The sequence below is a fragment of the Mucilaginibacter achroorhodeus genome, from assembly GCF_007846095.1.
Lineage (GTDB): Bacteria > Bacteroidota > Bacteroidia > Sphingobacteriales > Sphingobacteriaceae > Mucilaginibacter > Mucilaginibacter achroorhodeus.
Map to the genome: position 1 here is coordinate 594,689 of NZ_VOEI01000002.1, position 22,892 is coordinate 617,580.

23 protein-coding genes are annotated in these 22,892 nt (G+C 42.5%); 11 read left to right on the plus strand and 12 right to left on the minus strand.

What is annotated here, in order from left to right:
* Positions 1 to 109 precede the first annotated feature (109 nt).
* On the minus strand, positions 110 to 610 hold the full coding sequence (locus tag FPZ42_RS08595; RefSeq protein WP_146270353.1) for a hypothetical protein: 501 nt from the start codon (positions 608 to 610) through the stop codon (positions 110 to 112).
* The gene (gene mce / locus FPZ42_RS08600) at positions 607 to 1,008 is read right to left on the minus strand and encodes a methylmalonyl-CoA epimerase (RefSeq protein ID WP_146270355.1); all 402 of its coding nucleotides are present in this window, start codon (positions 1,006 to 1,008) and stop codon (positions 607 to 609) included. Before mce ends, FPZ42_RS08595 begins: the two co-directional genes overlap by 4 nt.
* Before the next feature lie 203 nt (positions 1,009 to 1,211).
* On the opposite strand from mce, the gene FPZ42_RS08605 reads away from it, so the two are divergent.
* The 5 genes from FPZ42_RS08605 to FPZ42_RS08625 all read left to right on the plus strand — a co-directional run bounded on the left by FPZ42_RS08605 (position 1,212) and on the right by FPZ42_RS08625 (position 6,024).
* Complete coding sequence (locus FPZ42_RS08605; protein ID WP_146270357.1) at positions 1,212 to 2,423, plus strand: IscS subfamily cysteine desulfurase; 1,212 nt, start codon at positions 1,212 to 1,214, stop codon at positions 2,421 to 2,423.
* A 121-nt stretch (positions 2,424 to 2,544) separates the two neighbouring features.
* Complete coding sequence (gene iscU / locus FPZ42_RS08610) at positions 2,545 to 2,958, plus strand: Fe-S cluster assembly scaffold IscU (RefSeq protein ID WP_146270359.1); 414 nt, start codon at positions 2,545 to 2,547, stop codon at positions 2,956 to 2,958.
* Positions 2,959 to 3,095: 137 nt separating this feature from the next.
* Positions 3,096 to 3,422, plus strand: a complete 327-nt coding sequence (locus FPZ42_RS08615) for a HesB/IscA family protein (RefSeq protein WP_065999069.1) — start codon at positions 3,096 to 3,098, stop codon at positions 3,420 to 3,422.
* 123 nt (positions 3,423 to 3,545) lie between these two features.
* Positions 3,546 to 4,007, plus strand: coding sequence for a flavodoxin family protein (locus tag FPZ42_RS08620; RefSeq protein ID WP_146270361.1), 462 nt, complete (start codon positions 3,546 to 3,548; stop codon positions 4,005 to 4,007).
* Positions 4,008 to 4,110: 103 nt separating this feature from the next.
* On the plus strand, positions 4,111 to 6,024 hold the full coding sequence (locus FPZ42_RS08625; RefSeq protein ID WP_146270363.1) for an AMP-dependent synthetase/ligase: 1,914 nt from the start codon (positions 4,111 to 4,113) through the stop codon (positions 6,022 to 6,024).
* A gap of 41 nt (positions 6,025 to 6,065) precedes the next feature.
* Here the strand turns inward: FPZ42_RS08625 and FPZ42_RS08630 are convergent, their stop codons facing one another.
* Together FPZ42_RS08630 and FPZ42_RS08635 are read right to left on the minus strand one after the other, a co-directional pair.
* A complete protein-coding gene (locus FPZ42_RS08630) occupies positions 6,066 to 6,686 on the minus strand; it encodes a CatA-like O-acetyltransferase (protein WP_146270365.1) in 621 nt (206 codons plus the stop codon).
* On the minus strand, positions 6,686 to 7,369 hold the full coding sequence (locus tag FPZ42_RS08635) for an HAD family hydrolase (RefSeq protein ID WP_146270367.1): 684 nt from the start codon (positions 7,367 to 7,369) through the stop codon (positions 6,686 to 6,688). Before FPZ42_RS08635 ends, FPZ42_RS08630 begins: the two co-directional genes overlap by 1 nt.
* Before the next feature lie 406 nt (positions 7,370 to 7,775).
* Between FPZ42_RS08635 and lysS the strand changes: the two genes are divergently transcribed.
* Positions 7,776 to 9,497, plus strand: coding sequence for a lysine--tRNA ligase (gene lysS / locus FPZ42_RS08640; protein WP_146270369.1), 1,722 nt, complete (start codon positions 7,776 to 7,778; stop codon positions 9,495 to 9,497).
* Between the two features lie 152 nt (positions 9,498 to 9,649).
* On the plus strand, positions 9,650 to 10,306 hold the full coding sequence (locus FPZ42_RS08645; RefSeq protein WP_146270371.1) for a protein-L-isoaspartate(D-aspartate) O-methyltransferase: 657 nt from the start codon (positions 9,650 to 9,652) through the stop codon (positions 10,304 to 10,306).
* Between the two features lie 92 nt (positions 10,307 to 10,398).
* Here FPZ42_RS08645 and smpB read toward each other — a convergent pair whose 3' ends face one another.
* The 3 genes from smpB to FPZ42_RS08660 form a co-directional block, all read right to left on the minus strand.
* A complete protein-coding gene (gene smpB / locus FPZ42_RS08650) occupies positions 10,399 to 10,848 on the minus strand; it encodes an SsrA-binding protein SmpB (protein WP_146270374.1) in 450 nt (149 codons plus the stop codon).
* A 197-nt stretch (positions 10,849 to 11,045) separates the two neighbouring features.
* On the minus strand, positions 11,046 to 12,932 hold the full coding sequence (locus tag FPZ42_RS08655) for an Nramp family divalent metal transporter (protein WP_146270376.1): 1,887 nt from the start codon (positions 12,930 to 12,932) through the stop codon (positions 11,046 to 11,048).
* Complete coding sequence (locus FPZ42_RS08660; RefSeq protein WP_146270378.1) at positions 12,929 to 13,579, minus strand: metal-dependent transcriptional regulator; 651 nt, start codon at positions 13,577 to 13,579, stop codon at positions 12,929 to 12,931. The genes FPZ42_RS08655 and FPZ42_RS08660 overlap by 4 nt, the downstream gene beginning before the upstream one ends.
* A gap of 130 nt (positions 13,580 to 13,709) precedes the next feature.
* Here FPZ42_RS08660 and FPZ42_RS08665 point away from each other — a divergent pair, with 130 nt between their 5' ends.
* On the plus strand, positions 13,710 to 14,180 hold the full coding sequence (locus tag FPZ42_RS08665; RefSeq protein ID WP_146270380.1) for an Lrp/AsnC family transcriptional regulator: 471 nt from the start codon (positions 13,710 to 13,712) through the stop codon (positions 14,178 to 14,180).
* Positions 14,181 to 14,310: 130 nt separating this feature from the next.
* Here FPZ42_RS08665 and ung read toward each other — a convergent pair whose 3' ends face one another.
* Positions 14,311 to 14,991: a uracil-DNA glycosylase gene (gene ung, locus FPZ42_RS08670; RefSeq protein WP_146270382.1), complete on the minus strand. Its 681-nt coding sequence runs from the start codon at positions 14,989 to 14,991 to the stop codon at positions 14,311 to 14,313.
* A gap of 74 nt (positions 14,992 to 15,065) precedes the next feature.
* Between ung and FPZ42_RS08675 the strand changes: the two genes are divergently transcribed.
* Positions 15,066 to 15,617 (plus strand): DUF2892 domain-containing protein, encoded by a 552-nt coding sequence (locus FPZ42_RS08675; protein WP_146270384.1) that lies wholly within the window; start codon positions 15,066 to 15,068, stop codon positions 15,615 to 15,617.
* Between the two features lie 14 nt (positions 15,618 to 15,631).
* Here FPZ42_RS08675 and FPZ42_RS08680 read toward each other — a convergent pair whose 3' ends face one another.
* From FPZ42_RS08680 to FPZ42_RS08690, 3 genes are all read right to left on the minus strand, one after another.
* A complete protein-coding gene (locus tag FPZ42_RS08680) occupies positions 15,632 to 15,889 on the minus strand; it encodes a hypothetical protein (protein ID WP_146270386.1) in 258 nt (85 codons plus the stop codon).
* A gap of 165 nt (positions 15,890 to 16,054) precedes the next feature.
* The gene (gene priA / locus FPZ42_RS08685; protein ID WP_146270388.1) at positions 16,055 to 18,544 is read right to left on the minus strand and encodes a replication restart helicase PriA; all 2,490 of its coding nucleotides are present in this window, start codon (positions 18,542 to 18,544) and stop codon (positions 16,055 to 16,057) included.
* A gap of 5 nt (positions 18,545 to 18,549) precedes the next feature.
* Positions 18,550 to 18,936, minus strand: a complete 387-nt coding sequence (locus FPZ42_RS08690) for a DUF423 domain-containing protein (protein WP_146270390.1) — start codon at positions 18,934 to 18,936, stop codon at positions 18,550 to 18,552.
* Positions 18,937 to 19,022: 86 nt separating this feature from the next.
* On the opposite strand from FPZ42_RS08690, the gene FPZ42_RS08695 reads away from it, so the two are divergent.
* Positions 19,023 to 20,615: a hypothetical protein gene (locus FPZ42_RS08695; protein WP_146270392.1), complete on the plus strand. Its 1,593-nt coding sequence runs from the start codon at positions 19,023 to 19,025 to the stop codon at positions 20,613 to 20,615.
* A 99-nt stretch (positions 20,616 to 20,714) separates the two neighbouring features.
* The gene (locus tag FPZ42_RS08700) at positions 20,715 to 22,163 is read left to right on the plus strand and encodes a DUF5723 family protein (RefSeq protein WP_146270394.1); all 1,449 of its coding nucleotides are present in this window, start codon (positions 20,715 to 20,717) and stop codon (positions 22,161 to 22,163) included.
* On the opposite strand, the gene tsaB is transcribed toward FPZ42_RS08700, so the two are convergent.
* Positions 22,160 to 22,843 (minus strand): tRNA (adenosine(37)-N6)-threonylcarbamoyltransferase complex dimerization subunit type 1 TsaB, encoded by a 684-nt coding sequence (gene tsaB / locus FPZ42_RS08705; protein ID WP_146270396.1) that lies wholly within the window; start codon positions 22,841 to 22,843, stop codon positions 22,160 to 22,162. The two genes, FPZ42_RS08700 and tsaB, sit on opposite strands and share 4 nt — an antisense overlap.
* Between the last annotated feature and the right edge of the window lie 49 nt (positions 22,844 to 22,892).

Genomic DNA, 22,892 nt, shown 5'->3' on the forward strand with positions numbered 1-22,892 from the left:
AACGGTTTATTAGATAGTTGCTTTATTTAGTACTTTTAGGAATGAAGTAAAATTCTTTGCAAAAACCTCTAAAAAACCCAGCAATATTTAGGTGTTTTTTCGGATTGCCTTAATTAAATTTAACATGCCTATACAGCAATTTATTTAATGTCGCACACGCGATTGACAAAGTATCCCACTTGCATACACCAGAGTATTCGCCGGTCAGGCGGTAGCTTCCTGGAGATTTATACGCTCCGTAATCGATCATCAAAACGATTGAACCAACATAATCTGTACACCCACTGATACGCTGCTGTGGATTAGTAATTATTGCCTTTGCCAGTTTGTAAATGCTGTCTCTTTCAACGGGCGTAAATTTTATTTTGATAGTATCTATAAAATTTTTGTGTGAATGGGAAAAAGGCCCTGCCCCTTTGCGGTGCATCACAGTGGTCGAGTCGTCATCGTTGTAAATATTAAAGACTACATTGTGGTTGTCAACAACGGTTAGGTTGTTCCATGCCTCAGTGTTTTTAGATTTATTATGCGGACATCTACAAGCATGGATAAAACTGCAAATAATTGCACCTGCAATTATTTGCTTATATGGATAAATTTGCGTTTTCATTGTACTTCTTGGCAAAGTTCTACCAGCACACCGTTTGCGCTTTTGGGATGCACAAAACAAACCAGTTTATTGTCAGCACCTGGTTTGGGTTCTTCATTCAATAGAATGAATCCTTCCGCTTTCAGGCGTTCCATTTCGGCTTTGATATCGGTGACATCAAAGGCAATGTGATGGATGCCCTCACCTTTTTTGGCAATGAATTTTGCAATTGGGCTATCCGCGTTGGTAGCTTCAAGCAGCTCTATCTTGTTGGGGCCGCTTTGCAAAAAAGCTGTTTTAACGCCTTCGCTTATAACTTCCTCAATCTTGTAAACACCTGTATTCAATAGTTTAGCATAAACGTCGCCGGCAACCTCAATACTGTTTACGGCTATGCCGATGTGCTCTATCCTGTTCATTTTATCGAAGGGCGATTTAGTGAATTATTGAGTGTGTGAATGGTTTTTTAATGTTTAGCTTTATGCTTTTGGCTTTAGCCTTTCACCTCTTGTACTGCCATGTCCAAATATTGTAAATAAATGGCATCTTAAAGCAATTTATAGCTGGCAAAAGATGCAAAAGTAAAACTTTGCGTATATTTGTATTGTTTAAAAACTACTGCATGAACATCCCAATTTATTTAGATAACAACGCAACTACGCCAATGGACCCAAGGGTTCTTGATGCTATGCTGCCTTACTTTACCAACAAATTTGGTAATGCTGCAAGCCGTAACCACCATTTTGGATGGGTGGCCGAAGAAGGCGTTGATTATGCTCGCGAGCAGGTTGCAAAGTTGATAGGTGCAAGCGAAAAAGAGATCATCTTTACTTCGGGCGCTACCGAATCTGATAACCTTGCCATCAAAGGCGTGTTTGAAATGTATAAAGACAAAGGCAACCACATCATAACAGCGGTTACCGAACATAAGGCTGTTTTGGATGCCTGCAAACACGTAGAGAAATTGGGCGGCAGAGTTACTTACCTGCCTGTTAAGGAAGATGGTTTAGTTGACCTTGCCGTGCTTGAAGCTGCCATGACACCTGAGACCATTCTGGTATCTATTATGTATGGTAACAACGAGATCGGTGTTATACAACCGGTTAAAGAAATTGCCGCAATTGCCCACAGACATGGTGCTTTGTTCATGACAGATGCTACCCAGGCAGTTGGCAAAATACCAGTTGATGTAAACGCAGATGGCATCGACCTTTTAGCTTTATCAGCACATAAAATGTATGGCCCTAAAGGTGTAGGTGCTTTATACGTACGCCGTAAAGGACCACGTGTTAAAGTTACCGCACAAATGGACGGTGGTGGCCACGAGCGCGGTATGCGTTCCGGTACCCTAAACGTTCCGGGTATTGTTGGTTTGGGCAAAGCATGTGAAATTGCCGGCCAGGAAATGGAATCAGAGGCAAAACGCCTTTCAGGCTTGCGCGATAAATTGCAAAATGCATTAACCGTGCTGGAAGAAAGTTATGTTAACGGTAACGTTGACCACCGTTTACCACATGTAGCCAACATATCATTCAAATATGTTGAGGGCGAAGGTTTGATGATGGCCATGAAAGACCTTGCAGTATCATCGGGTTCTGCCTGTACTTCGGCTTCTTTAGAACCATCATACGTGTTAAAAAGCCTGGGCTTAAGCGATGATCTGGCACACTCTTCAATCCGTTTCGGTTTAGGCCGTTTCACAACTGAAGAAGAAGTTGACTACGCCATTGAGGTAACTAAAAAAGCGGTTACCCACCTGCGCGAACTTTCACCACTTTGGGAAATGTTTAAAGAAGGCATTGACCTTAACTCAATTGAGTGGGCAGAACACTAAAAAATTTGAAGATGTGGTAATTTGAAGATTTGAAAATTACAGGCATCAGAAAAATATTATAACGATGATCGGATATCATTTTCAAATCATCAAATTTTCAAATTTATAAATTAATAAAGCTATGGCTTATTCAGATAAAGTAATTGATCATTACACTAACCCGCGTAACGTGGGTACGTTAGATAAAAGCAGCCACAAGGTTGGTACCGGCCTTGTAGGTGCGCCTGAGTGTGGCGACGTAATGCGCCTGCAAATTCAGGTTGATGATAACAACATCATCACCGATGCAAAATTTAAAACCTTTGGTTGCGGTTCGGCTATCGCTTCTTCATCTTTAGCTACCGAGTGGCTTAAAGGTAAAAGCGTTGACGATGCAATGAAAATAGACAATATGGATATTGTTGAAGAGCTTGCATTGCCACCGGTTAAAATTCACTGCTCTGTTTTGGCAGAAGACGCCATCAAAGCTGCCATTAATGACTTCCGCGTTAAAAATGGCATGGAACCGATTGAATTAGAAAAATCACATCACTAATTAATCTTAGTGATTAGAGATTGGTTGATCAGAGATTAGTTTTTAAATCTGGTTAACCAATCATATTGATAACATTATTCAGAGAAAGATTTAATCTGAAAACTAATCTCTAATCTCTGGTTAACTAATCAACTAAAATGGTAACTGTAACTGATAAAGCAAAGTCAAAAATTGAACACCTGATGCAGGATAGCGGGCTTGATGCCTCCTATTTTCTGCGTGTGAGTGTACAGGGTGGCGGCTGCTCGGGCTTGTCATACAATTTGGATTTTGACAACGAAGAGAAAAAGGGCGACCAGTTTTTTGAAGACAAAGGCGTTCGCATGGCTTTAGATATGAAGTCTTTTTTATACCTGGCCGGCACTGAACTTGATTTTAGCGATGGCCTTAACGGTAAAGGCTTTAACTTCCATAACCCCAATGCTACCCGTACATGCGGTTGCGGGGAGAGTTTTTCTGTTTAAGCCTCATCCCAACCCCCTCCACCGAAGAAGGAGGAAGTATAAAGCGTTAAATTTTAACGGTTTATTAATAAATATTTCGAAAAAGGTTGACTATATTTAGATAGTCAACCTTTTTTGTTTGCTATGGAAACCAAACCCCTCGTTATACTGGGCAGCAACCGTAAAAACAGCCTTACCGAATCTATCACCCGTAAAGCATTAGGTGATGCGGATTTCGACCTGATAGACCTGCTTGACCATACCATTGTCCATTATAATTACGATGGCAACTACCCGGCTGCCGATGAGTTTGATAATATCATCAACAGCATACTCCCGTACGATAAAATTATTTTTGCAACGCCGGTATATTGGTATAGTATGAGCGGCGTGATGAAAGTTTTCTTTGACCGTCTTACGGATCTTATCACCATAAAAAAAGAGCTTGGCCGCAGCCTTAAAGGTAAGCATGCATCTATGATAGCCGTTGGCGCCGATCCTACCATCCCGGATGGTTTTGAAGTTCCATTTAAACACACCGCCGCTTATTTAGGCATTCAGTATGACGGTTGCATTTACTATGCAACTGAGCCGAAAACGGTTTAAGGTTTACTATTAACCTTTCAATTTAATATTGTTACGTTAACAGCTTACATATTCATTCCGAATTATTTAGATTTGTTATTACGAATAACCAATTTTAAACTGAATGAGTAGCGTAGCTGAGCAATCAACTATACCCGGCCTTATCCGAAATATAGTAGCTAATATCCACCCCGAAACGCAAACTTTCCTGATATATAAGGTAAAAGATGCCTGGGTTGAGATCTCCTATAAGGAAGCATTTGAAAAAATAGATGCTATATCAGCGTGGTTCTTAAGCATTGGCATCAATAAAGGCGACCGCCTGGCACTTATCATAGAGAACGGCCCTGATTATGTTTATTACGATCAGGCTTTGCAGCAAGTGGGTGCCATCAACACGTCCATCTACCCTACGTTATCTGAAGCAGAGATAAAATATATATTAAACGATTCGGAAGCTAAAACCATTATCACTGGCAACCCATTCCTATGCCGTAAAGTGCTTAAGATCGCTAACAATTGCCCGGCCTTACAGTATATCCTACCTGCGTTTGATGATTATCAAAAATTCACGGATAAGCTAGAATTAAAAGCAAAGGTTGTTGGTTTTAAGGAAGTAATTGACCAGGGTAAAGCGTTGATCAGTAATTACGACCAGGCTATCAAAGATGCCAGAGCTGCCGTTCTTCCGGAAGATCTTTCCTGTCTCATTTATACATCGGGTACCACGGGTACACCAAAGGGTGTTATGCTAAGCCATTTTAACCTGGTGGAGAACTGCCGCACCAGCTTAATTCAGTTGCCTATAATTGAAAGTACAGACATGTTCCTGTCCTTCCTGCCGTTATCGCATGTGTTTGAGCGTACAGCAACGTATTACATTTGCTTAACCATGGGCTGCCAGATAGCATTTGCCCAAAGTCTTGATCTGTTGGCTCGCAACATGGCCGAAGTGAGGCCTACGGTAATGTGCTGTGTACCGCGTCTTTTAGAGCGGATACATGACCGCGCCATGAAGAACGGTTTATCTGCCGGAGGTGTAAAAACAAAGATATTTAAATGGGCATTATCAACGGGCCGCAAACGCCGCTTGCTAAGCGAGGCCAACAAAAAACCCGGACTGCTGTTAGGCCTGCAACTAAAGCTGGCCGAAAAGTTAGTTTTCAGCAAGATCAAAGAAAAAACCGGTGGCCGGTTAAAAGTATTGTTATCCGGCGGTGGCGCTTTACCTAAAAACATTGGCGAGTTCTTTGGCGATATTGGCATCAAGCTGCTTGAGGGTTTCGGCTTAACCGAAACCTCACCTGTGATGGCGGTAACGGAAAATGACCGTATTATTTACGGTACTGTTGGCCGCATTATACCGGGTATTGAGGTGGCTATACAACACGTAGATACCAAAGAGATCTACACTATACAAACACATGATAACTTTAATCCTGATTTTACCAGTGAGGAGGGCGAGATCATCGTGCGCGGCCATTGCGTAATGCAGGGCTACTGGAAAAAGCCTGAGGAAACTGCCAATGTGATAGATCCTGACGGTTGGTTTCACACAGGTGATATCGGTCGCTTCTTCCGCGGTAACCTGCAGATCACCGACAGGCTTAAAAATATGCTGGTGAACGCTTACGGTAAAAACGTATACCCTACACCCGTAGAAAACAATTATTTAAAAAGCCCTAAAATAGAGCAGATATTTTTGATTGGCGATAAACGTGAATACATTACCGCTATTGTAGTTCCATCGCGTGAAGCGCTGCAGGAAACCTTTAAGATGAAGGATGATTACTTTGAGAAACCAGAGTTATTCATTGACGAAAAAGAAATAAACGATTGGATAGGCCAGGACATCAAACGCCTATCCACAGACCTGGCTAAATTTGAGCGTATCAAAAACTTCAAGGTGAAGCGCACACCTTTCAGCATGGACGCAGGTGAGATTACTCCTACTCTAAAAGCAAAACGCAAAGTGATTGAAAAGAAATACGCCGATGCAATAGACGAGCTTTATCTGCAGGAAACGGAGGAAGATTAATATGAAAGCCCCGCAGTAGTGGGGCTTTCATATTATAAGCACTATGCGTTAAGCAACTCCTGAAATAACGCTACAAAATCTCCAACATGTTTACCATCAACTAAACCATGGTGCACAGTGACTGAAACAGGCATGGTTTTGATACCATCTTTTTCGGTCATTTTGCCGTAGGATACTTTGGGCATACTATCTTCAAACTGGAATCCGCGGGCATGGGTTAGTCCAGTGAAATTAAGCCATGGTATGGCCGAGATATGCATCACGTTAGTCACCGGGCGCAGCTCAATACCAGTGCCTGCAGCAACTCTTTCCATTTCTTTTTTAGCATGTTTGGCAAACTCGTTTAGGTCGGGATAATAATCTATGTATGAAAATCCGAAAGTATCATTCGGCCGGCCAACAGTTGCCGAAGCACCTATGATATCGTATAAATAAACATCTCCGTTTTCAACCCGGTACCGGAAATGCTTTAATTTGTTTGCCGCTGTTAATGTGCAGTGCAGGTAATACAAAAAGAAGGAAATACCCAGCTCTTTAGCCTTAGCATAAGCTTTCGTGCAATCAACATTTACCGTTGCGCCAAAAAACGATTCCTCAAAGCTGTTGAAGAATTTAAAATGGTCGGTACGCTCCCAGGTAGCAAAATCAATTTTCGTTTTCATTACAGGTAGTTCAATATTTCGGTGATACGCTCAACGCTGCGGAAACGTTCGTTATCGATGCTTTCTTCAATTTGCTCGTGTGCCCAAGTAATGTGGTAAGGCACATGCACACCGTGCCCGCCAATGTTGAGCACAGGCAAAATATCACTTTTTAACGAGTTGCCAATCATCAGGAATTCTTCCGGTTTGATGTCCAGATGCTTTAACAATTTAAGGTAGTTGGCATCATCCTTTTCGCTCATGATCTCTATGTGGTGAAAATAGTCACCCAAACCAGAACGTTTTAGTTTACGCTCCTGGTCAAGCAGGTCGCCTTTGGTAGCAACAACAATACGGTATTTATCTTTTAAAGCTTGCAAAACCTGTTCAACACCATCCAATATCTCAATAGGCTGATTCAACATCTGCTTGCCCAGTTCCGTGATCTTCTCAATAATATCCGGACTAATAGTATTACCGCTTACTTTAAGGGCCGTCTCTATCATCGATAGCACGAAACCTTTTATACCATAACCATAAAGCGCAAGGTTCTCTATTTCTATCTTAAATAATTCTCGTTCCAGTTCTTGTAGCGATGCATACTCGCCCAATAGCTCACAAAACCGCTCTTCCGACGCACGAAAATAAGGTTCATTTACCCAAAGCGTATCGTCAGCGTCAAAAGCAATTACTTTGATATTCATGAGGGCAAAGTTATTTATTTATGCGAATGAGGAGAATAGTAGATTTATCGCTTACAAAATTACTCACCCCTGCCCCTCTCTGCTGCGCAAAGAGGGGAACCTTGTCTTTTGTTTCTTCACCCTCTTTTCGCGCAGCGAAGAGAGGGTCGACCAGCGATAGCGTAGTCGGGGTGAGTAAAATAGCATAGCAAAGAAGCTGACTCACCCCCTTCCCCTCTCTGCTACGCAAAGAGGGGAATTTAATTCCATCCTCCTTTCTCACCCTCTTTTCGCGCAGCGAAGAGAGGGTCGACCAGCGATAGCATAGTCGGGGTGAGTAGATAGCGCGCTGACATTCTCACATCCAACACCCTATTTCTCCCCAAAAAAACCTATTTTTGCACCCTTATTTAATACGTTTTTTACAATGAGTATTGCGCTATCCGAACAGGAAATTTTTCGTCGTAAATCGTTAAGTGATCTGCGCGATTTGGGCATCAACCCGTACCCTGCCGAAGCTTACCCGGTAAACGCCTGGGCTAAGGAAATTACTGAAAATTTTGAAGCTGAACCGGAGAAGTATAAGCAGGTAGTTGTTGCCGGCCGCATCATGACGCGCCGCATTATGGGCAGTGCATCTTTCTTTGAGTTACAAGATAGCACCGGCCGCATACAGATCTACATTAAACGCGATGATATCTGTCCGGACGAAGACAAAACGCTTTACAATACCGTATTTAAAAAGCTTTTAGATATTGGCGATTATGTGGGTATTAAAGGTTACGCCTTTGTTACTCAAACCGGCGAATTATCTATCCATACACAGGAACTAACTATCCTTTCTAAATCGCTAAAACCGCTACCGGTGGTGAAACGCGAGGATGATGGCACCGTGCACGATGGTTTTACTGATCCCGAACTACGTTACCGCCAGCGTTATGTTGACCTGACCGTAAATCCTGATTTTAAGCAGATCTTCATCAACCGTTCAAAGGTAATTACAGCTATGCGTAATTACTTTAACGCACAGGGCTGGATGGAGGTGGAAACCCCTATTCTTCAGTCTATACATGGTGGTGCGGCGGCGCGTCCGTTTACTACGCACCACAATACGCTGGATATGCCTTTGTTCCTGCGTATTGCTAATGAACTTTACCTGAAACGCTTGATAGTTGCTGGTTTTGATGGCGTATACGAGTTTGGCAAGATGTTCCGTAACGAGGGTATGGACCGCACCCATAACCCGGAGTATACAGCCATGGAGATCTACGTAGCCTACAAGGACTATGTGTGGATGATGGCCATGGTTGAGGAATGTTTAGAAACCGTTGCCCGCGCCGTACACGGCGTACCTGTGGTACAGGTTGGCCAAAACGAGATAAATTTTGCAGGACCGTACGAGAAATTGTCTATGTATGAGTCGATACAAAAATATACCGGTATTGATGTTTCAGCTATGGATGAGGCCGGCTTACGCAAAACTTGCGGCGAGCTGGGCATTGAGGTGGATGACAGCATGGGTAAAGGCAAACTGGTGGATGAGATCTTCAGCGCTAAAGTTGAGGCTAACCTTATCCAGCCCACCTATATTACCGACTACCCTATTGAGATGACGCCGCTTGCCAAAAAGCACCGCAGCAAAGAAGGTTTGGTAGAGCGTTTCGAGTTATTTGTGAACGGTAAAGAGATAGGTAATGCCTACTCCGAGCTGAACGACCCGATTGATCAGCGCGAACGTTTTGAGGAGCAATTGGTACTGGCCGGCCGTGGCGACGAAGAAGCGATGGCTATGGACGACGACTTCCTGCGTGCATTAGAATATGGTATGCCGCCTACATCGGGCCTTGGTATCGGTATAGACCGTTTGGTTATGCTGATGACTAACCAGAGCACTATACAGGAAGTACTGTTCTTCCCGCAGATGCGCCCGGAGAAAAAGGTAAAAGCACCAACCATTGAAGATTTTACCGCAATCGGCATCCCTGCAGAATGGGTACCAGTGCTAAATAAAATGGGCTTTAATAGTGTTGAAGAACTTAAAGCAGGCAACCCAAACAAGGTATTTAACGATCTTGGCGGTATGCGCAAAAAGCTGAAGCTTGAAATTGCCATGCCTGCTAAAGATGACGTAATAGCCTGGTTTGCATAAGCACATCGATTAACAAATATTAAAGGACGTTATAGCAATATAACGTCCTTTTTTTGTTTAAAAATAATCTGTCTTAAAATCAGCCGGTAAAATCTAATTTGCTTCGCGAGGCCTTAATTAATGCCCGAATCATAGTATTTTAGCGATGGATTATGGCGTATAAGTTTATTGACAATTACCGCGAGCAAGGGGCACGAAAACGACTGGTTGAGCTGTTACGAAAAAAAGGCATCGAAGACGAAAAAGTTTTAACCGCCATTGGTAAGGTGCCACGCCATTATTTCTTCGACGAAACTTTCTGGAACCAGGCATACAAAGACATTGCCTTCCCCATAGGTGAAGGGCAAACCATTTCCCAACCCTATACTGTTGCCTATCAAACGGAGTTGCTGCACATCAGCAAGGGCGATAAGGTGCTGGAAATAGGTACCGGCTGCGGTTACCAAACCTGCATTTTATTAGAGCTTGGCGCAAAGGTATTTACCATTGAGCGCCAGGAGAAGCTCTACGAACGCACCATCCAGGTATTACCGTACATGGGCTATAAACCAAAATTCTTTTTAGGTGATGGCTCAATAGGTATTGCATCAGATGCACCATATGATAAGATCATTGTTACGGCAGGTGCCCCAACCGTACCCGAAATTCTATTGAAACAACTCAAAATTGGAGGTATTCTTGTGATTCCGGTAGGCGACGAAAAATCACAAAAGATGGTAACGATCCTAAAAACCAGCGACAATGACTACGAACGCCATGTGTTAGATACCTTCAGGTTTGTGCCGTTGGTGGGTGATAGGGCATGGTGAATTCAGTTGGCAGTATCGAGTTTGCGGTAGGCAGTCTCACTTACTAGACCGTTAATTTATTATACTGCAAACTGCCGACTAAAAACTTCAAACTACCTTTTCATCGCCCTATCTATCTCTAGCTTGGTATCGCGCTCTTTCAGGGTTTCGCGTTTGTCGTAGGTTTTTTTACCTTGAGCAAGGCCTATTTCCAGTTTGGCAAAACCACGTTCGCTGATGAATAAAGCCAAGGGAACAATGGTTAAGCCCTTTTCTTCGCCACGGGTTTGCAGCTTTTTCAACTCTTTTTTGTGGAGCAACAGCACGCGGTCGCGCTTGGCCTCGTGATTGTAGAATGATCCGTAAGAGTATTCAGAGATATGCAGGTTACGAACGTATAGCTGGCCATCTATAAAGGTGCAGAAAGCATCGTTAATGTTTGCCTTGCCGTTACGAATAGATTTGATCTCAGTACCCAAAAGCTGGATGCCTGCCACATACTTATCCAGTATGCTGTACTCAAAGTAGGCTTTTTTATTTTTGATATATACGTTCTGCTCCATGCTTAACTTTCTGGGATTGCAAATATGCGATTATTTAAGTTAATCAAGATTAAAAGAGAGGCAGGAATCAGGATATCGGACTTAAGTGATTCAGGAATTAGGATATCAAGAGACAAGAGTTTTTAGATTTCTGCTTCATAATTGTTATTTTCCTGAATGCCCTTTCTTTCCTGCCTCCTGAATCTAATAATCCTGCTTCACTTCTTCTGTGGTTTTACTACCAGCACCGGCACATTTACCTTATGCCTTACAGCATCAACCGTTGTGCCAAATATCAGATCTTTTAAAACCTTGTGCCCGTGAGAACCCATCACCAGGAAATCTATCTTCATTTCTTTGGTGATCTGCGAGATTGCACCGGCCGCCCCACCGAAACCAATTTTTGCTTCAGCCTTGTAACCCAGCTCGGTAAGTGTTTTCACATACTTGTCAAGGTTATCTACATCGCTTTGGGTCTCGCTGTCCATTACCTGTTTACCATAATAGCGTGCACCTGCGGTTTCTACCACGTGAATAAGAATGTAGTGCGCCCGTTTGCCGCCCTGCATTAAAGCATGGCGAATGGTGTCCTGGTCGTTCTTAGAAAAATCTATCGTAATACCTATCTGCTTGTAATGCACAGCCTCAAGGTTATCAAGCGTTGAGGCCAAACCGTGCGGCACTTTTATGGGCTCGTTGGCATGTTTGTATAGCAACGGCCTCAGGAAAACGTACAACATTAATACGCCTATACCAACAGCTATCGGGCTTATCACAAAATGAACCAGGTTTGCAGCACCGGGCCCTTCAGAAGCCCAGGTATCAATTTCCTGTATCACCAAACGTACGTTAAGCCCAACAATAATTACGGCAAAGACCCAGGCCGCAATTTTCATGGGTACGCTGTTGGCAAACTCGCCCATGCGCTTTTTGTCTGATGTAAAGTGTATCAGCGGAATAACCGCGAAACCCAACTGCAAGCTCAACACTACCTGGCTTAATATCAAAAGCTTCCCTAAACCTTCATCACCTGCATGCAAAATGGTGAAGAAAGCCGGTATAATAGCGAGTAACCTGGTGAGCAAACGGCGCAGCCATGGAGCAATCCGCAGGTTAAGATGTCCCTCCATGATGATCTGTCCGGCCAAAGTGCCCGTCACCGTTGAGCTTTGCCCGGCAGCTATTAAAGCTATAGCAAACAATGCCGGTGCCAATTTGCCGAAAATATTGGTGAGCAATTTGTGCGCATCCTGTATCTCCGCCACTTCATGAAAACCGCGGTAATAAAAGGCAGCTGCAGCCAATATCAGGATCGCCGCATTCACAAAGAAAGCCAAATTCAAGGCAATAGTAGTATCCCAAAAATTATAAGTGATGGCTTTTTTAATACCATCCGCCGAGCGATCAATCTTGCGTGTTTGCACCAATGATGAATGCAGGTATAAATTATGCGGCATTACGGTAGCACCGATGATTCCTATAGCAATATATAAAGCCTGGCTGTTTAGCTGTGTAGGGATAAAACCTTTGGCAACATCCATCATGTGCGGTTTTACAATAAACATCTGCGCCAAAAAGGCCACGCCTACTATGAATATCAGGGAAATAATGAAACCTTCCAGCTTACGCATGCCCTTGTTTAGCAGCAACAAAAGCAGCAATGTATCAAGTAAAGTGATAGATACTCCCCATATCAGCGGCAAACCGAATAGCAAGTTCAATCCTATTGCCATACCAATGATCTCGGCAAGGTCGCAGGCTATAATGGCTATTTGTGCCATTACGTAAAGGCAAAAGTTAACGAATGGCGGATAACTGTTTTTAGAAGCCTGCGCTAAGTCTAACCCTCGGACGATACCCAACCTTACGCAAAGGTTTTGCAGTAGCAAGGCAATTAGATTAGATAGCAGCAATACCCATATCAACTTATATCCAAACTGACTACCGGCTGCCAGGTCAGTGGCCCAGTTGCCCGGGTCCATGTAGCCCACGCTAACCAGGTAAGCCGGGCCGAGAAATGATAACACCTTACGCCAGCCGGTTTTATTTTCGGTAGTAACGGTGTTATGTACATTACCTAACGAATGCGAGTCGTGCTGCGTCATATTGCTATTAATATATTGTTGGCCACATCGCGGCTTATATGTAATTGTTTATTATCCATTTCCAGTATTACGGTGTTATCATAACCGATGATCTCTTTTACCATTACCCGTTTCCCTATTGTAAGCTTTTGCTGTTCCAGGTATTGTAAAAACGGAGTCGAGTGGTCGCCCACGCCTGAGATTACACCAGATGTATTAGCCTTCACTGCCGACACAGGCTTTAAAGCCGAAGCTTTTATATTACCATCACAATCCGGTATAGGGTCGCCGTGAGGGTCACGGGTAGGGTATCCCATAAAGGCGTCGAGGCGGTTTATTAATTCGGTTGATGAAATATGCTCCATCTCCTCGGCCATATCGTGCACTTCATCCCACTTAAAATGTAGCTTCTCAACCAAAAAATACTCCCACAGCCTATGCCTTCTAACAATATTCAGGGCAATCTTTTCTCCTGTATGTGTTAAACTTACACCCTGATAACGAGCATAATTTACCAGTGCTTTATCGGCCAGTTTGCGTACCATATCCGTAACAGATGATGCCTTGGTAGCCAATTCTGTTGCAATTTGGTTGGTGCTTACATTGCCCTCCGCACACGATAACTTGTAAATAGCTTTTAAATAGTTCTCCTCGGCTAACGTATTCATTTAAGTAAATCTAATTATTTTTTTAGACTTGCCTAAAAATTACAATTACCAAGTAGAATTGTTTTGTTGTGAGATATTTAAAAAAAATTATATTTTGTGAGATTGAGAATAGTATATATTTGCATTTACCATGGCGTCAGAATTAGATAAAATAGACCTACAGATACTCAAGATATTACAGGAAAACGGCCGCATCACCAACTTGCAGTTGTCCAATGAAATTGGGTTATCTCCGGCCCCTACCCTTGAGCGGGTGCGGAAACTGGAAAATGCACAGTTCATAAAAAGCTACCATGCGTTGGTGGATGAAGAAAAGCTGGGCCTTGGTATCAAAACTTTTATACAGATATCGCTGGACTTTCACCAGAAAAATACCATTCAGACGTTTTTAGATGAGATAAAAACCATTAAGGAAGTAACAGAATGCCACCACGTTACTGGTCAGTGTGATTTCCTGCTGAAGGTTTACGTGCGTGATATCAAATCATACGAACAATTGATCATGGAGAAGATAAGCCGTATCTCGGTTGTTAAAACCTTCCAAACCATGATGATCATGAGCACCAGCAAAAAAGAACCAATCGTGCCGTTGGAATACTAACAAGAGAGCCAATACTTTTGGAATCAAGAGCCAAGACTCGCTTCAAATGGAAAAGCCCTTTAGTTACACAAAAGGGCTTTTCCATTTTTTTATTATCTTACTTCCTGACTCTTACTGTCTTGCCTCTCTTTTATATCTGCCAATCGATCGGCTTTTTCCCTTGCTTCTCTAAAAAATCGTTTGCTTTTGAAAACGGCTTTGAACCGAAGAACCCGCCATGGCTTACTGCTAATGGCGATGGATGGGTTGATTTAATGATTAAGTGGTTATTGTTCGGATTGATCAAAGGCGCTTTTGATTGCGCGTACGCACCCCATAGGATGAATACGAGGCCTTGCTTCTCGTCAGACAGTGTTTTGATAGCCGCATCCGTAAATTTTTCCCAGCCTTTTTTTTGGTGTGAGCCTGCAGTTGCCGCACGTACGGTTAAGGTTGCATTTAAAAGCAATACACCTTGTTGCGCCCATTTGGTGAGGTCGCCGGTGTTGGGTGTCACAAATCCCGAAATATCAGTAGATAGCTCCTTGTAAATATTCTTTAATGAGGGTGGAACAGCCACACCCCTTTGTACCGAAAATGATAGGCCGTGCGCCTGGCCCGGCCCGTGATAAGGATCTTGCCCTAAGATCACCACCTTTACATCATCAAAGGGTGTAATATTAAAGGCATTGAAAATATCGGCGTTGCGGGGATAAATTGTATAGCCTGCGTCCTTCTCCTCCTTTAAAAAAGTTCTGAGCTGCTGCATGTATGGTTTATCAAATTCCGCACTTAAATGCTGCTTCCACGAAGGGTCTAATTCTCCTGCCATAAATATTAAATACTGATGTTTAATTAGCGTACAAATAACGATATTTGCCCACTGTTTTTATAGTAATACAAATTATGTCGAATATAGTTAGGTTAGTTATTGCCTGTGTTATAATGGGTGCCGGTGTAACGCTTTGTGCCTTTGGTTTTTGGGGCTGGGGAATAACCGTTTTTTTATTAGGTGGCATAACGCTGCTTACCTTCTTCTTTAACGAAAACATGATATTAGCGCAGTTTTATCTGCGTAAAGAAAATACTACTAAAGCTGAACAATTCTTATACCGTATTAAAAACTACGAGAAAGAGTTGAATAAAAATCAGTGGGGTTATTACAATATGCTTATCGGCTTGATAGAATCGCGCACTGCGCCTTTAAAGGCCGAAAAATATTTTAAGAAAGCATTGCAGTTAGGTATGAGCATGTCGCACAACAACGCGTTAGCGAAACTTAGCCTGGCGGGTATCTCAATGGCTAAACGCAATAAGCGCGAGGCAGAAATGTATATCAAAGAGGCTGCTAAGGACGACAAGAACAAGTTACTTGCCGACCAGATAAAAATGATGAAGGGACAAATGGCGCAGATGGACAAACAACAGGTTGTTCGCAACTACCGCCCTAAGTTCTAAAAAAAAAATAAAGACTATTTCTCGTCGAGCTTGCTGAAATAATCAGGCTCGGCAGAATTGTTCTGGTTTGGCTCAATGTGCCTGTCAACCAAGGGCGCCGGTGCAAAAGAAAAGCTTTCAAAACTCTCCTCTTTAACCTCCTTTTCGGCTTTTACCGGTTCAGATACCTCAACCATTTTCAGCAGGCTGCGAATAAATGAAAGATCAAAACTTCTTCTGTTTAATTTGATCAGATATTCGTTTTCGTTTATTTCAAGAATAGAGTTTGTCATAACGATTTATCTATAGTATGTCGATATAAAAATCAACAACGTACATTAAATGAAAGTTTTACACACTTTATCTTTTTGTTAAGAATTGTTGATTTTTAGCGCGGTGGTTATCAGATCGTTGTTAAAAACTTTTTGCGGAAGCTAAAACACACTTTAACGATCTTTTTAGTACGGATCAACATCTGCCTGTACAATGCTGCCTTTACTTAATTTGGTGGTTTGAAACTGGGTGATAGTCTCCCTGATAATAGCTTTTGCCTTTACAATAGAAATGCTGTCGCGCTCAAATTTGAGCATAATAGATTTGATGTAATAATTCCTTATCCGGTTGATCAGAGGAGGTTCCGGACCGATCACTCTATCGCCAAAGTGTTTACGTAGTTCCCCTGCCAGGTATTCGGCCTGGTTGTACAGCACTTCAGGGTCTTTATGCTTTACATCCAGGTTAATGATGCGGTAATATGGCGGGTACTTAAAGCTTTTACGCTCCTCCATTTCGGTGAAATACAGGTCGCTGTAATCATTAGCAATTACTTGCCGTATTACGCGGTGGTTTGGGTCATATGTTTGTATCACAACTTTACCCTGTTTATCGCGCCTGCCTGCGCGGCCGCTTACCTGGGCCAGCATCTGGTAACTGCGTTCGTTAGCACGATAATCAGGGTACTTAAGCAGGCTATCAGCATTGATGATGCCTATAACGGTTACATCTGCAAAATCTAAACCCTTGGCAACCATTTGGGTACCTATCAATACGTCAATCTTTTTTTCTTCGAGGCTGTTTAGGATATTCTGTAAGGAGTTTCTTGACCGTGTGGTATCCAGATCCATGCGGGCCAGCCGCACTTCGGGCATCAGCACCGATAGCTCATCCTCTACTTTCTCTGTTCCAAAGCCTTTGTATTCTAAATGCGTTGAGCCGCATGCCGGGCATACGGATGGCGAATCCTCCTTATAGCCGCAATAATGGCAATGCAGTTTATGTGTGTGCTTGTGGTAGGTTAAACTTACATCACAGTTTATACATTTTGGTGTGTAGGCGCATACCTTGCACATCAGCACCGGCGCATATCCCCTGCGGTTTTGGAACAGTATTACCTGCTCTTTGGCATCAAGCGCCTGGTAAATATCCTGCACCAATACGCTGCTAAAGTGCGACTGCATGGTTTTGCGCTTGGTTTCTTCTGTAATGCTTACTACCTGTATCAACGGTAACTGAACACCTCCGTATCTTTCGGAGAGTTCTACCAGACCGTACTTGCCGGTACGTGCGTTGTAGTAAGATTCAAAAGACGGCGTGGCCGAACCAAGCAATACCTTACTACCGAACATATTGCCAAGGTAAATGGCAGCATCTCGGGCGTTGTAACGCGGGGCAGGGTCAAACTGCTTGTATGAAGTTTCATGCTCCTCATCAACTATAATAAGTCCAAGATCATTAAACGGTAGAAAAACAGATGAACGGGCACCTAAAACCACCTTATACTCGCCGTTTAAAACCTTCTGCCAAACCTCTACCCTTTCATTATCATTAAAGCGGGAATGGTAAACGCCTATGGCGTTTCCGAAGTAGATACGCAGGCGTTCTATCACATGGGTTGTTAAAGCTATTTCGGGCAACAGGTATAACACCTGTTTACCTGCAGCCATAACACGCTCTATCTCCTTAATGTATATCTGCGTTTTGCCTGATGAGGTTACCCCGTGTAACAACACCACATCTTTTTCAGTGAAATGCTGCCTTATCTCATTTAGTGCCGCTTGCTGAGCGTCGCTTAAAACGAAATTGATTATTTCGTCCTCGTCTTCGTTATAGCCAAGCCGCGATACGTTTTTTTCCTCAACAAAGAACACTTCTTTTTCTACAAGCGATTTAATGCTCGATTCGCCGGCACCGCTTGCCTCAAGTAATTCAGTTTTTGAGACAACTTTTTGTTGCCGCGACAATTTGATATAAGCCAGCACCGCATCCGCCTGTTTAGGCGCCCTCTTCTCCAGGATAATAAATAATTCCTGCAGGTTGTCCTGGTTGTGGTAAGCCGGGTTTAATGTTAAGAAAGCCCGTTTGCGGGGCTTGTAACGCTCGGCAACTTCCTCAGAGATATTGATAATGTTTTTCTCAAACAATGATTTTAAGATCGGCATCACCGTTTTTTGGCCCAGCAGTTTGGCTATGTCGCTTATCGTAAGTTCGGGTTGGATGTCAAGCGCCTCAGTGATCAAATACTCCTTATCATTAAGAGCGGCCTTATCATACTCGAAACCCTTGTTGAGCATTACCTTGGTTTCACTGGCGAGCTTAAGGGCTGTTGGCAGGGCGGCATTCATCACCTCGCCTTCGTTACACATATAATAGTCGGCGAGCCAGCGCCAGAATTGTAGTTGTCTGGTGGTAACAACCGGTTGCTCGTCTAAAATATCGAGTATGTATTTTGCTTCATATTTCCCGGGCGCTGTTTCTGTTATCGCGCTCACTATTGCTGTATAAAGTTTGCTTTTACCGAACTGCACCACAACGCGTTTGCCTGTAGTAACGGCATCATTAAGCTCAAACGGCACGCGGTAAGTGTAATTAATGCTGATGGCTAAAGGCAATATCACTTCAACAAAAAGCGTTTTGCGGTTAGTTGCAGCACCTTCGGCAAACTCTAACATTATTTTTATTTATTGCGGAAAGCAGCTATTGCTAAAACTATCCATCCTATAATAAACAACAGGCCACCTAAAGGCGTTACGGGGCCAAGGGCTATAAGGCCGGGCGCATGTAACAGATCTCGGCACGATAGCAAATAAAGCGAACCTGAAAAAAACAAAATACCCAGTGTAAATATATAATAGGCAACACTGATAAGCTTGTTCTTAAAACGCCCAAAGGTGGATAAAAACAATAGGGCAAACACGTGGTAAAAATTATACTGAACTGCTGTGTGCCAGGTATCTAACTGTTTAGCCGTAAGCACATCTTTTAAAGCGTGTGCGCCAAAAGCCCCGGCAATAACAGCTACGGCACCAAAAAATGAAGCCGTTACGATGATTTGTTTATTCATGCAGATAAAAAGGCTAAGTTAACCAAATGAAAGTATTACTTTATTGTGGTACAGTAAAATTCTAAATTGCAACCGTAACACCGTAAATGAAGAGACTGATAGCCATTACCTTAATTTTGATTGCCGCAGTTGCGTGGGTAACCGTTAAATATTTTAACAGCTTAGGCACGGCCGGTATGCATGCAGGTAATGTTATCCGCACCATACCCGATAACGCTGCACTGGTGTTTGAGTTTACCAACGAGAACAGCCTGTACGATATTTATAAAGGCAACACGCTATTGGGCAACCTGGTTGGCGAAGAAAAACTGATTGACCTGGATACTATTAAAAACCGGCTCATCAATAACCCGGCTCTTAACAAAGCTTTTGATAATAGAAATATATTCATCTCCATACATCCGGCTAAAGATGGCGAAGTAAGGATGCTGCTAACCACGTCTGTTAAGGATGTACCCTTAAGGGCGTTTGAGGAGTTAGCTAAGCAACGCAATACCGGGATGTTGATAACTCCGCTTAGGATAGGCGAAAAAAGTGGTTATAATATCTATTTTCAATCGCTTAAGAAACGTTTATACCTGCTTTACAGCGGTAACAACGTATTCTCGGCAAGTTTTTCAAAAGAGCTGATAAATGATGCAGCCAATTACAAACCGCAACGCGAGCAGCATGTTTTTATGCTGTTACCTGATCAGCAAAACGCTAACTCCCTCATCAATCTCTACGTAAACTACCAACATCTTGACCCATTGTTTGGTCAATTATTTAAGGAAAACACCGACATCTTCAAACCATTCCGGATGTTACCTGCCTTGGCTGCGCTGAACATCAACTTTAAAAATAATGCGGTAATGTTTGCAGGTTACACCAATATTGAGACTAATAAGCCGGGGAGCTATCTTAATATTTTTGCCAACCAGCAACCAATTGTCAATAATCTCAAGGACATCTATCCATCTACTACGGCTTATGCGATAGATATGGCCATATCAAATAGTCCGCAGTTCTTTGCCGATCTATCTACTTTTCAGCAAAAGGCGGGTTTACAAAAAGAAAAAAATGCCTTGTTGGCTAAAGTAAAACAGGAAACGGGCATCAACATAAAACCTGAGTTTGAAAAATTGGTAAGTAATGAGTTTGGGGTTGTTATCACACGTTTTCAGGAAAGGTTTGCAATAATAACTGTGAAGAACGGATCGCTGTTGCGGCCATTCATGACCAATATCAGCACAATGGTGACAGACGATATTGGCCAGTTCAAATTTCAAAAATTACCCTACTTCTTATTGGGGGATGCATTTAGTGCTTTCAGAAGACCATACTTCCGAATTATTGATAACTACCTGATATTAGCCAACAGCCAAACGGAACTGACCAGCTATGCCGACACTTATCTTAACAGGAAGTTTCTAAGCAAAACAAACAGCTACCTTCCTTTTGATGATCTGCTTGCCGAACGAAGCAATATTTCGTTCTTTTTACACTTTAAGAATGCGCAACAAATTTTAAAACAAAGTTTAAAAGACGATTTTTATCTTTCTTATAAAGACAACGATTTATCATGGCGAAATTTCTACGCTGCTTCTTTTCAGTTTGGCGCAACTGATAAAAATTTCTACACTAATTTTTGCTTATTAAAAAATACGCCTGATAGTACCGCTTCTCCAAAAAATGATTAGAACCTTTAAAAAACGCAACCCAAGGCCTTTTTTATACGTTTAAATAGCTGATATTAGTCGCGAATTTATGGTAATTACCCGCGAACATTACACAGCTATATGAATCGTTTTTTACTGGTTGTATGTTTCTTATTTGTTTCTGCTACAACATTTGGCCAGCAATTTTCTCAGTATAACACCGGCACTTTATTTGACTCGTTCGAGAATCCGGCACAAACCAACTTTACGCCTGATAGCAGCCGATACGTGTCATTCAACTTTTTTATACCAAATTTTGGTGCAAACATCTTCCTTACCGGGAACGGACAAATTCCGTTAAAAACACGTGCTTTTACCGGCAGGTACGTTAACACAAACCTTACCCTTGATCCTAACAGATATAGCCGCGCAAATGCTGATGCAAATACCTACCTGCTGATGCTGCGCATATTTAAAAGCCTTGATGGCGACCAGGAGATAGGTTTTTCATGGCAAACGCGTTCAGAAGGCAAAGGCATATTTACAGACCAAACGCTGATGCTGCTCAACGGGGCAAGAGAATTTCAGGACGGTGTTACTTACACCGGGCTAAATAACAATTATCGCTATCAGGGCTATCATCAGATAAGCTTTGCTTACAGGGAAAAGTTCAGTAAAAAGTTTTCCTTCGGGGTGAAGTTGAGCGCGCTTTTGGGAATCCAATATCAGCGGTTAAATATCAATCAATCTTCATTGCAATTTGATAATGCAAATAACACCGCGTTGCTTGGTTTACAGGGCGATTACCGAATAAGCTATACATCCGGAAAATTTAACCGGGGCGATCTTATCCCAAACTTCAGAAATCCGGGAGCTTCAATAAGTATAGGTACAAGGTTGCAAACACGCGATAACTTTATTATACAAGCCAACATCAAAGACCTTGGTTTTATACACTGGTACGGAAAATCTGCACAGAACGTGTTTAATAATGTAGCAAGCCCTGATACAGTACCTAATGTTAACGGAACAAGACTTGAAGACAGACTTTATGCAACAGCATATCAAATTGTACGCTCTAACGGCCAGCAAACGGGCTTTACAACACCTACCAATGCCAAATTTGAGCTGAGTGCTAACAAATCCTACTGGCTGGATAACGCGATGCAATACAAGTATTCTCCTACACTTATCTTGCAGAAGGAACTATTTTACGAAGGTTATACAGCCGCTTTATCAAATCCGTTTCAGTATAAAAATTACACCGGTACTATCGTAGCTGCTATCAATAATTATAAAGTAATCAACGCCGGGCTTCAGTTTATGGTAAAATCAACCAACGCTGAGTTTTTCATCGGTAGCGATAGGTTATTGCAAACCGTAAGTTTAGCGCAGGCATCAAGAAAAAGCGAAAGCCAGATCAATAGCTCGGGCTTTTACAGCGGTGCCGACGTGTTTATGGGGTTCTCTCTTAAATTCGGCCATGTAATAGAGCATCCACTTAACGCCAATCTGATCCCGATAGGCGAACGCCCGGGACTTCTAAAACGCCTGTGGAATGGTATATGGGGTAAAGATAACGGCGATTAAACGTTTGCCTTTTTACCAGCTATAAAATCTTTAAGATAATATGGCTCAAAGTAAGCCACATCCTCAAATTCCTTATCAGCAAATTTCTGTTGTGCCAAAGCGGTAAGATCACGTGCTGAATTTGAGAAATCAGTATCAAATAACGCGTTAGGATTTTGTCCCAGTACATCAATACATTTAGCAGCGCCATCTCCAAAAAATAACACTTTATTGTTTGAAAGCAGATCGGCAAAGCTTTCATCTGTAATAATCTCAGCGGCAGTCGGTTTTACTAACGTACCATCAGCTTTGTAAACAGCAGTATAAACTTCCATGCGGCGGGCATCGATCATGGGGCAAAGTAAAGTATCGGTGCTCAAGTCTATCCGTTGCGCTACGCCTTTAGCCATTGCTTCAAGTGTATTTACAGCTATCAGTGGCTTGTCCAAGGCAAAACATAATCCTTTTGCGGTAGAAACGCCTATACGCAAACCTGTGTAAGACCCGGGTCCACAGCTAACTGCTATGGCATCAATGTTATCATACGTGGCGTTTTGCTGCTTTATCAGGTCGTTTATATAAACGGTGACAACCTCGGCATGTATATTACGTTCGTTGATCTCCTTAAAAGAAATAAGCTCGCCATCGGCAGCCAATGCCACAGAACAGGTTGTAGTTGCAGTTTCTATCTGTAAAATCATTTTCTGAAGTCAAAAGTAAAAATTCAAAATTCAAAATTGCTCATCGATC

Excerpts from the sequence above, each read along its gene's own strand:
- FPZ42_RS08665 (WP_146270380.1), top strand. The coding sequence starts at position 13,710 with ATGGCGTCAGAATTAGATAAAATAGACCTACAGATACTCAAGATATTA.
- FPZ42_RS08595 (WP_146270353.1), bottom strand. The coding sequence starts at position 610 with ATGAAAACGCAAATTTATCCATATAAGCAAATAATTGCAGGTGCAATT.
- lysS (WP_146270369.1), top strand. The coding sequence starts at position 7,776 with ATGAGTATTGCGCTATCCGAACAGGAAATTTTTCGTCGTAAATCGTTA.
- FPZ42_RS08630 (WP_146270365.1), bottom strand. The coding sequence starts at position 6,686 with ATGAAAACGAAAATTGATTTTGCTACCTGGGAGCGTACCGACCATTTT.
- tsaB (WP_146270396.1), bottom strand. The coding sequence starts at position 22,843 with ATGATTTTACAGATAGAAACTGCAACTACAACCTGTTCTGTGGCATTG.
- FPZ42_RS08675 (WP_146270384.1), top strand. The coding sequence starts at position 15,066 with ATGTCGAATATAGTTAGGTTAGTTATTGCCTGTGTTATAATGGGTGCC.
- FPZ42_RS08620 (WP_146270361.1), top strand. The coding sequence starts at position 3,546 with ATGGAAACCAAACCCCTCGTTATACTGGGCAGCAACCGTAAAAACAGC.
- FPZ42_RS08680 (WP_146270386.1), bottom strand. The coding sequence starts at position 15,889 with ATGACAAACTCTATTCTTGAAATAAACGAAAACGAATATCTGATCAAA.
- FPZ42_RS08605 (WP_146270357.1), top strand. The coding sequence starts at position 1,212 with ATGAACATCCCAATTTATTTAGATAACAACGCAACTACGCCAATGGAC.
- mce (WP_146270355.1), bottom strand. The coding sequence starts at position 1,008 with ATGAACAGGATAGAGCACATCGGCATAGCCGTAAACAGTATTGAGGTT.
- FPZ42_RS08695 (WP_146270392.1), top strand. The coding sequence starts at position 19,023 with ATGAAGAGACTGATAGCCATTACCTTAATTTTGATTGCCGCAGTTGCG.
- ung (WP_146270382.1), bottom strand. The coding sequence starts at position 14,991 with ATGGCAGGAGAATTAGACCCTTCGTGGAAGCAGCATTTAAGTGCGGAA.
- FPZ42_RS08645 (WP_146270371.1), top strand. The coding sequence starts at position 9,650 with ATGGCGTATAAGTTTATTGACAATTACCGCGAGCAAGGGGCACGAAAA.
- iscU (WP_146270359.1), top strand. The coding sequence starts at position 2,545 with ATGGCTTATTCAGATAAAGTAATTGATCATTACACTAACCCGCGTAAC.
- priA (WP_146270388.1), bottom strand. The coding sequence starts at position 18,544 with ATGTTAGAGTTTGCCGAAGGTGCTGCAACTAACCGCAAAACGCTTTTT.
- FPZ42_RS08615 (WP_065999069.1), top strand. The coding sequence starts at position 3,096 with ATGGTAACTGTAACTGATAAAGCAAAGTCAAAAATTGAACACCTGATG.
- FPZ42_RS08660 (WP_146270378.1), bottom strand. The coding sequence starts at position 13,579 with ATGAATACGTTAGCCGAGGAGAACTATTTAAAAGCTATTTACAAGTTA.
- FPZ42_RS08700 (WP_146270394.1), top strand. The coding sequence starts at position 20,715 with ATGAATCGTTTTTTACTGGTTGTATGTTTCTTATTTGTTTCTGCTACA.
- smpB (WP_146270374.1), bottom strand. The coding sequence starts at position 10,848 with ATGGAGCAGAACGTATATATCAAAAATAAAAAAGCCTACTTTGAGTAC.
- FPZ42_RS08625 (WP_146270363.1), top strand. The coding sequence starts at position 4,111 with ATGAGTAGCGTAGCTGAGCAATCAACTATACCCGGCCTTATCCGAAAT.
- FPZ42_RS08690 (WP_146270390.1), bottom strand. The coding sequence starts at position 18,936 with ATGAATAAACAAATCATCGTAACGGCTTCATTTTTTGGTGCCGTAGCT.
- FPZ42_RS08635 (WP_146270367.1), bottom strand. The coding sequence starts at position 7,369 with ATGAATATCAAAGTAATTGCTTTTGACGCTGACGATACGCTTTGGGTA.
- FPZ42_RS08655 (WP_146270376.1), bottom strand. The coding sequence starts at position 12,932 with ATGACGCAGCACGACTCGCATTCGTTAGGTAATGTACATAACACCGTT.